Source organism: Brevundimonas sp. UBA5866, assembly GCF_002432125.1.
Classification (GTDB): domain Bacteria; phylum Pseudomonadota; class Alphaproteobacteria; order Caulobacterales; family Caulobacteraceae; genus Brevundimonas.
In genome coordinates, this window is sequence record NZ_DJFS01000088.1 from 1 (window position 1) to 8,697 (window position 8,697).

The 8,697-nt window shown below is 61.8% G+C and carries 8 protein-coding genes; 6 read left to right on the forward strand and 2 right to left on the reverse strand.

The genetic code is table 11. The features are described from left to right. Nucleotides 1–345: hypothetical protein (locus B3H86_RS11670; RefSeq protein ID WP_292054100.1), on the reverse strand; the 345-nt coding region annotated here is incomplete at its 3' end. Nucleotides 346–795: 450 nt separating this feature from the next. On the opposite strand from B3H86_RS11670, the gene B3H86_RS11675 reads away from it, so the two are divergent. Next, nucleotides 796–2,598 (forward strand): long-chain-acyl-CoA synthetase, encoded by a 1,803-nt coding sequence (locus B3H86_RS11675; protein WP_292054102.1) that lies wholly within the window; start codon nucleotides 796–798, stop codon nucleotides 2,596–2,598. A 63-nt stretch (nucleotides 2,599–2,661) separates the two neighbouring features. On the opposite strand, the gene B3H86_RS11680 is transcribed toward B3H86_RS11675, so the two are convergent. Further along, nucleotides 2,662–3,432 carry an SDR family oxidoreductase gene (locus B3H86_RS11680; protein ID WP_292054104.1) on the reverse strand — a complete coding sequence of 257 codons (771 nt, stop codon included), beginning with the start codon at nucleotides 3,430–3,432 and terminating at the stop codon, nucleotides 2,662–2,664. 103 nt (nucleotides 3,433–3,535) lie between these two features. Here B3H86_RS11680 and B3H86_RS11685 point away from each other — a divergent pair, with 103 nt between their 5' ends. From B3H86_RS11685 to B3H86_RS11705, 5 genes are all read left to right on the forward strand, one after another. Next, a complete protein-coding gene (locus tag B3H86_RS11685) occupies nucleotides 3,536–4,441 on the forward strand; it encodes a LysR family transcriptional regulator (protein WP_292054106.1) in 906 nt (301 codons plus the stop codon). A 61-nt stretch (nucleotides 4,442–4,502) separates the two neighbouring features. Further along, on the forward strand, nucleotides 4,503–5,369 hold the full coding sequence (motA, locus tag B3H86_RS11690) for a flagellar motor stator protein MotA (RefSeq protein WP_292054108.1): 867 nt from the start codon (nucleotides 4,503–4,505) through the stop codon (nucleotides 5,367–5,369). Between the two features lie 327 nt (nucleotides 5,370–5,696). Beyond that, entirely contained in the window at nucleotides 5,697–5,939 is a 243-nt protein-coding gene (locus tag B3H86_RS11695; RefSeq protein ID WP_292054110.1) for a hypothetical protein, read from the forward strand. 105 nt (nucleotides 5,940–6,044) lie between these two features. Further along, nucleotides 6,045–7,829 (forward strand): tRNA (5-methylaminomethyl-2-thiouridine)(34)-methyltransferase MnmD, encoded by a 1,785-nt coding sequence (gene mnmD, locus B3H86_RS11700; protein WP_292054112.1) that lies wholly within the window; start codon nucleotides 6,045–6,047, stop codon nucleotides 7,827–7,829. A 293-nt stretch (nucleotides 7,830–8,122) separates the two neighbouring features. Further along, nucleotides 8,123–8,697: efflux RND transporter periplasmic adaptor subunit (locus B3H86_RS11705; protein WP_292054114.1), on the forward strand; the 575-nt coding region annotated here is incomplete at its 3' end.

The window sequence follows — 8,697 nt, forward strand, 5'->3', positions numbered from 1 at the left end:
CCTGGGGGTCGCAGGATTTGGGGTCGCAGGAGCTTGCGGGGCCGATGGCGTTGACCGGGCGCCCGGAATATTGGACCCGCCGCCCAGACTGCCCGCCCCATTGCCTGCCGCAGCGGGCGATCCGGCCGCGACCGATCCGGTGACACGTGGCGAATTGGCCGGTTGCGGGTGCGGCGGCATGGACAGAAGCCGTGCCAGCCCTTCGTCACGGGGCAGCGGCCCCGCCATGAACGTCGCCTGTGGCGGCCGCCCCCAGACAATGCGCCCCTTCTGGAAGGGGCCATCTCCGGCCTGTGGAATACGGGCAGGCGGCACCGACTGGCCCTGCGCATCCGCAGCAGGCATATCGGTATTCACATTCTTATCGTTGGGCGGCGTTGACGCTTTGGACGACATACACACTCCAGCATCCTGAGACTGACATTCAGGACATCAGCAGATGGGGTCAAATCTATGGCTTTCGAATATCACCGTCACACACGCGATGGCGAGCATGGATTTCAGGCTTTCCGACCTGTCGCACCCACCGCACGAAACAGCGGCAGACCGTCTATCAACGTCATGCCAATCATGACCGATGACACATTACGGTTGCATACAGGACAACCTCATCGCTTCAACCGACCATTGTTTACCTAGCGTCGCCCGATAACTTTACCCTGCGTCATACAAATCGTTCAAAGACTGTGTAGTTTTCGGCAACAATGGACCAATGCGGCTTTTCGAGCAGTTGACCAGACACGCCATGCCGTTCATCAACAAAGAAAATATTCAATGGGGAAAGGCTGCGCACTCATGGGTATGGTGGCGAACATCAAGAGCGAAATCCGCTTTCTGGGAGGCCTGGTACGCCTTCTGAAGCGCATCAAGCCGATCGCTCTGGATAGTGATGTTCTGGTCTGCGACGACATCGAAGAAGCCGTAGACAAATACTCCGACAACGTGTGCGTCGAAGACGAAAACCGTCGCCTGACCTATCGCGAGTTCGAGGCCCTGGCCAACCGCTACGCGAACTGGGCCGCCAGCCGCAATCTGAAGCGTGGCGACACCATCGCCCTGGTGATGCACAACCGCGTGGAATATGTGGCCGCGTGGTACGGCTTCTCCAAGATCGGCGTCGCCACCGCCCTGATCAACAACAACCTGACCGGCGCGGCCCTGGGCCACTGCCTGAACATCTCGGGCGCATTCAACGTCGTATCCGACGAGGACTGCTGGCAGGCTGTCGAAGAAACCCGCGGCCGCATCGGTCGTGACCTGATGCTGTGGGTTCTGGGTCTGGGCGAGGAAAACGAAACCAACACCCGTCGCGACTTCGACAATGCCGTGCGCAGCGCCTCCTCGGTGCGTCCGGACCGTGGCCTGCGTAAAGGCCTGACGAACCGCGACACGGCCATGTACATCTACACCTCGGGCACCACCGGCCTGCCCAAGGCGGCCCGCATTCCGCACTCGCGCGCCCGCACCTATATGCGCGCCTTTGCCGGTGCCACCGGCTCGACCCAGAAGGACGTGCTGTTCAACGTACTGCCGCTGTACCACTCGACCGGCGGCTTGGTGGGCGTGGGCTCCATCCTGCTGAACGGCGGCAAGATGATCACCCGCCGCCGCTTCTCGGCCTCGACCTTCTGGCCTGACGTAAAGGCCACCGGCGCGACCACCTTCGTCTACATCGGTGAGCTGTGCCGCTATCTGGTGAACTCGCCGGAAAACCCTGAAGAGCGTAACCACAAGCTGCGCCTTGCCTTTGGCAACGGCCTGCGTCCGGACGTCTGGGAAGAGTTCCAGTCGCGCTTCAAGGTCGGCAACATCCTCGAATTCTACGGCTCGACCGAGGGCAACGTCTCGCTGTTCAACTTCGGCGGCAAGGCCGGGGCCATCGGCCGCGTACCGTCCTATCTGAAGTCGCAGCTGAACCTGCGCATCATCGAACTGGACCCGGAAACGGGCGAACCGGTGCGCGGTCCGAACGGCCTGTGCAAACTGGTCAAGGTCGGTGAAACCGGAGAGGCCATCGGCGTCATCGGCTCCACCGTGCGTCAGGACTTCACCGGCTATGCCGACAAGGCCGCCACCCAGAAGAAAATCCTGACCGACGTCTTCAAGAAAGGCGACCGCTGGTTCCGTACCGGCGACCTGATGCGTCAGGACAAACAGGGCTATGTCTACTTCATGGACCGTCTGGGCGACACCTTCCGCTGGAAGGGCGAGAACGTCTCGACCGCCGAAGTCGAACAGAACCTGTCCGAAGCCCCGGGCGTCAACGAAGTGATCGCCTATGGCGTCCACATCCCCGGTCAGGAAGGCCGCGCCGGTATGGTGGGTCTGGTCCTCGAAGGCGACACCTTCGACGCCAAGGCCTTTGCCGCCGAAGCCGATGCCCAACTGCCGCCCTATGCCCGTCCGTGCTTCGTGCGCCTGCTGAAATCGGCGGAAACGACCGGTACCTTCAAATACCGCAAGGTTGATCTGGTGAACGACGGTTTCGATCCCGAGAAGGTAGACGGCCCGCTCTATGTGCGTGGCGGCCCCGATGGATACCAATTGCTGACCGACGAAATCCGCCAGCAAATCATCGACGGCACCCTTCGCCTCTAAAGGCGGCAAACGCCTGAATCCCGAAGGGGCGGTGGATCATTCCACCGCCCCTTTTTCATGGCCTTATTTGGTGGTGTAGCCACCGTTGACCAGAATGGTCTGGTCGGTCATCCACCACCCTTCGGTGACAAGGAAACGCACCCACGGCGCGATGTCCTCGATGTCGGTCAGTCCCGTCTTCGACAATCCCGACAGAGCCGCTGCGGACTTGTGATAGGCCTGCGCCCCCTCGTCTTCCTGTCCATAGAAGAAGGGCGTGTCCATCGGGCCCGGACCGATAGCGGTCACCGATATGCCGCGCTCGCCGAACTCCTTGGACGCCGCACGGGTGAAGTGCTCGACAGGTGCCTTGGTCCCCGCATAGCTGGAATAGAAGGGCGTAAAGGCCCCGAGCAGCGACGTAACCAGAGTACAGATCGCGCCATTGTCGTTTACCGAACGCCCCGCTTCCTTGAGGAAGAAGAAGGCCGATTTGGCATTTACCGCGCTCATGGTGTCGTATTCCGCCTCGCTGATTTCCAGCATCGGTTTTTTCAGCACCATGCCCACCGTGTTGATGGCGATATCCGGTCGGCCGAAAGCCGCCTCGGCCTCTTTGAAGAGACGCTCGACTTCCGACGCCTGGGTCAGGTCGGCCTGAACAAGAAGGGTCTTGGCACCGGCGGCCTCGACAGCCTTGGCCGTCTCCTTGGCTTCTGCCTCGGCCGAAGCACTGTGGTAATGGATGACAATCGATTTCGCGCCCAAATCTGCGAAATCACGGGCAATCAAAGCCCCTAGATTCTTGCCGCCACCGGCAATGATTACGGCTTTATCCGCGATTGTTCTGCGCATTATTTACATCCGATCAGCAAAATCACTGTTTTGCCAAATTACGGCGTCGTGCTTCATTGATAAATCGGAACAATCAGAATTCACTGTTCAGAAATCGATTATAATGGATCGGATCGAGCTTTACCGTATATTCAACGCAGTGGTTGAAACCGGCAGTTTTACAAAAGCCGCCGATCTTCTACATCTTCCAAAGTCACGGACCTCTACTGCCGTTTCAGCACTGGAAGCCATTGTTGGCGCTCGACTTCTGAACCGCACGACTCGCAGTGTCAGCCTGACCCAGGAGGGTCAGATCATTTACGAGCGCAGCCAGACCTTGCTGGCCTCCAACGAAGAAATGGAGAGCCTCTTCAGGTCGGACACCCAGTTGGCGGGGCGTATCCGGCTTGATGCCCCGTGGCGGATTGGCCGGTTGATCATTGCCCCCGCCCTGCCCGACTTTCTGGATCTATGGCCGGGTCTCAGGATCGAACTGTGCCTCAATGACAGGAACGCCGATATGGTCGGAGAGCGCGTGGATGTGGCGCTGCGCGTCGGCACCCTCGCCGATTCCGGCCTCAAGGCCCGCCGCATCGGCGAGGTCGCACAGATCAATGTGGCCAGTCCTGCGTATTTAAGGACCTATGGCACGCCCCGATGCCCCGATGATTTGGGCGGCCATCTGCAGGTCGCCTATGCCTCGCCGGTCACAGGACGCATACTGCCTTGGGAATGGTCCGTGGCCGGAGAGAGCTTCAGCCAGCCAATGGACTGGCGAGTCTCGGTGAACAATGCCGAGGCCTATATCGCCGCCGCGCTGGCGGGAATGGGCCTGATCCAGATTCCCGCCTATGATGTGGCCACCGCCCTGAGCCACGGCGATCTGGTACAGGTCATGCCGCATCATGTGCCCGCCCCCATGCCTGTCAGTCTGGTCTTTCTCGAGAGGTCGGGGCAGAGCCGCCGCCTGGCGGTTTTCAGTGACTGGCTGGCACAAACAGTTGCATCAGGTCTGCGGGTTGAAACCTGACCTTAAGCATTAACCGTCACAAGAAACGCCAAGCTTACCTTCTTGCGGACGCCTTCGGCCCATGTTCCAGATTATCGGCATCATCCTGCTCTTCGCCATGGTGTTCGGCAGCTTCCTGCTGCACGGCGGCAAGATGGCCACCATCCTGTACTCGCTCCCCTATGAGCTGATGGCGATTTTCGGGGCCGGTATCGCGGCCTTCCTGATCTCCAACTCCATGCCGGTCATCAAGGGCGCGCTGGGCGGTCTGGGCAAATCCTTCGCCGGACCCAAGTGGAAGAAGCAGGACTACAAGGACCTGCTGGGCCTGCTGTTCCAACTGACCAAGACGATGAAGTCCAAGGGCGTCATCGCCCTGGAAAGCCACATCGAAAAGCCGGCTGAAAGCACCATCTTCCAGAAATATCCCAAGATCCTGAAGGACCACTTCGCCGTGGACTTCATGTGCGACACTCTGCGCATGATGACCATGAACCTCGAAGATCCGCACCAGATCGAGGATGCGATGGAAAAGCAGCTGGAGAAGCACCACCACGAGGCGCTGGCTCCGGCCCACGCCCTGCAGAACCTTGCAGACGGCCTTCCGGCTCTGGGCATCGTGGCCGCCGTGCTGGGCATCATCAAGACGATGGGTTCCATCACCGAGCCGCCGGAAGTTCTGGGCGGAATGATCGGCGGCGCACTGGTCGGTACCTTCCTCGGCGTGTTCCTCGCCTATGGTCTGGTCGGCCCCTTCGCGGCGCGTCTGAATGCCATCGTCGAGGAAGAAGGTGCCTTCTATAAGATCATCCAGTCGGTCCTGGTGGCCCACCTGCACGGCAATGCGGCGCAGATCTCCGTCGAGATCGGTCGTGGCGACGTTCCCTCCACCATCCAGCCCAGCTTTGCCGAGATGGAAGAGGCTCTGGCCGCCGCCCCGACAGAGTAGATATTTTCCTGATCCGATCCTTTGCGGGGGCCTCTCGATGCGGCCCCCGCGAGTCGTTTCGGATAAAAAGGCATCACGATTTCGCGGCTCCACCGCGCCTTAAAATCAAACGCCAAACGCCTCAAACGACCAAGAAACCGCGGCACAAACACTGTTTTCTCGTAGTTTTTTTGCCTGCATTTTCAAACTGCCGCGACGTTTTCAACGCTCTCCACATCACACTTCACGAAGGCGTGAGAATTTCGCTTGCGATTCCGCTCACGATCCCGTTATCTGTTTCTCAGCGAGGCTTTGGGCCCCGCCTCAACCTTCTCAAGGAAGACTAACATGCGCATCACTGCCCTGATCGCCGCTTCGGCCGCTGCTCTGGCCCTGGCTGCTTGCCAACCGGCTGCTGAAACCACCGAAGCTCCGGCTGCTGAAGCCACCGAAGCTGCTGCTGAAGCTACCGAAGCTGCTGCTGAAGCCACCGACGCTGCTGCTGAAGCTACCGAAGCTGCTGCTGCTGACGCTGCTGCTCCGGTTGCTGCTGAAGCTCCGGCTGCTGAAGCTCCGGCTGCTGCTAACTAAGATTTTCATCTTAGGCACGCGGGGCTTCGGCTTCGCGGGCGAGAAAGGGGTCACCTCGGGTGGCCCCTTTTTTCGTGCCCGCTTCGGGGCTAGACAGGCCGCCTGATGACCCAAGACGCCCCAGCCGCGAACCCCACGTCCCCACAACTCCTTTGGGCCGATGACGGCTCGCCGCGTTCGGGCCGTTTTGGGGACGTCTACTTTTCCAAGGATGACGGTCTGGCCGAAACCCGCGCCGTATTTCTCGGCGGCTGCAACATGCCCGCCGTCTGGCAGGGCCGATCCCATTTCACTGTGGGGGAACTGGGCTTTGGAACCGGCCTGAATATCATCGCCCTCATCGATATGTGGCGCCAGCATCGCCCCGCAGACGCAAGGCTCCACGTCTTCTCGGTCGAAGGTTTTCCCCTGACACGTGAAGAGGCCGCCCGCGCCCTCGCCGCATGGCCGGATGTGGCCGATACCGCCGAGGCCCTGCTGGCCCAATGGCCCAGCCACCGCCCCGGTTTTCACCGTATCGATCTGGACGCATGGGGCGTGACCATCGATCTGGCGATCGGCGAAGTCGAGTGGGCTTTGGCAGAGTGGCAGGGACAGGCCGACGCATGGTTCCTCGACGGTTTCAGCCCCGCGCTGAACCCCGGCATGTGGACCGAAGAGATCATGGCCGCTGTCGCCGCCCGTTCCGCACCGGGCTGCCATCTAGCGACCTTCACCGTGGCCGGTGCCGTGCGTAGGGCCCTGGCCGCCAATGGCTTTACCGTCAGCAAAATGCCGGGCCACGGTCGCAAGCGTGAACGGCTGGAAGCCCGCATGGAGGGCAGCCCGGCACCCGCCGCCCCTCCCTCTGTCGCCATAATCGGCGCAGGCATTGCGGGCGCATCGCTGGTACGGGCCGCCCGCGCCGCCGGCCTCTCACCACGGCTTGTCGAGGCACAACACGCAGGTTCCGGAGCCTCCGGCTTTCCGGCCGCCCTGGTCACGCCCCGACTGGACGCCGGTGATGCCTTCATCAGCGGCCTTTACGCCCAAGCCCTGGAACGGGCCGGACAACTCTATTCCAAAGTCTCCGGTGCCATCATCTCGCGCGGGGTGATCCAGCTGGAACAGGCCGCGCGCGATGCAACCCGTTTCGACAAGATCGCTGCCCAGTCACTTTGGCCCGATGGGGCAATGTCCCGCCTCGGCCGCGAACAGGCCGGCGAGCGTCTGGGCGAGCCGGTTGCCGCCGGCGCGCTGTGGATGGCGCAGGCCTTTGCCCTGTCGCCTGCAACAGCCATCACCGACTGGCTGGCCGACACCCCTGTGATCAAGGCCCGTGCCGAACGGATCGTCCGGGCGGGCCAGCAGTGGCAGGTTCTGGATGGTGAGGGGGCCGAGATTACCCGTGCCGACCATGTGGTTGTCGCAGCGGGTTGGGGCACATCCACCCTGATCCCTGATGTCGCCCTTGCCCCTGTCGCGGGTCAGGCAGACTGGACGGTCGAAGATCCAGCCCCCGCAGAGGTCGCGGTCGCATGGGGCGGATATAGCGTCCCGACGGGATCGGGCATGCTGTTCGGTGCCACCCATGATCGCGGCGTGACCGCGCCGGAGCCGGGTCAGGAAGCCTTTGAGCGCAATCGCCAGACCTTGTGTGCCACCCTGCCCCGCCGCTGGGAACGCCATGCAGGCGCACCTGTGCATCGCCGCACGGCGGTTCGTGCCACCACGCCCGACCGCCTGCCCTATTGCGGGCAGATCGCCCCCGGCCTGCACATTCTGTCGGGACTTGGCTCACGCGGCTTCTGCGCCGCACCTCTGCTGGCCGAACATCTCGTCGCGGTCATCGCCGGGCTTCCATCGCCCCTGCCCGCCCATTGGGCCGCCAGGCTGGCGCCAGACCGCTAGGGCAAAATCCAAGGCGGCATACGGCGCGTAAGCCACAATATTCTGCATAGCTTACTTTCTGTTCATTTGACCTGTTGAACAGTCTGTATATCCCTGCGTTCTCTCAAGACGCGTGGCCAAAGGGCTGCGCGGAGTTTGATGGCGTTCCTCCTCCCCTCTGAACATTCGCTCATTTGTCAAAGTCTCCCCTGATGAAAGCACTGCGATCCTGCGCAATCCTCCTCTCCTGCGTGTCCGTCCTCGGTCTGGCCGCTTGCGGTGACAAGGAGACAAAGGAAAAGCCTGACAACAGCATGACTGTGAGCGTTGTAAGTGCCTCTGTCGCGACCCTGCCCCGCAAGGTCGTGGCCTCCGGTACCGTCAGCGCATGGGAAGAAGTACCGGTCGGTGCCGAAACCGGGGGGCTGACGGCCACCGCCATCTATGTGGACGAAGGCACCTATGTCCGTCAGGGCCAACCACTGGTCCAGATGAACGATGTCCTGCTTCAGGCCCAGTTGCGCCAGCAGCAGGCCGCGGTGCAAACCGCAGAAGCCAACGCCGCCCGTGACGATGCCGCCCTTGCCCGCGCGCAGGAGCTGAAAGAGCGCGGCTTCCTTTCGCAGGCATCTCTGGACACGGCATTGGCCAATCAGCGCGCCTCGGCGGCGCAGTTGGCCGCCGCCCGCGCCAGCCTGTCCGAAACCCGCACCCGTTTGGCACAGGCCACCATTCGCGCCCCCGTAGCAGGCCAGATCATCAGCCGCAGCGTCACCAAGGGCCAGATCATCCAGCCGGGCACCGAACTTTTCCGCATGGTGCGTGACGGTCGTCTGGAACTGGATGCACAGGTACCTGAAACCGATCTGCCCGCCCTTCGTGCCGGTCA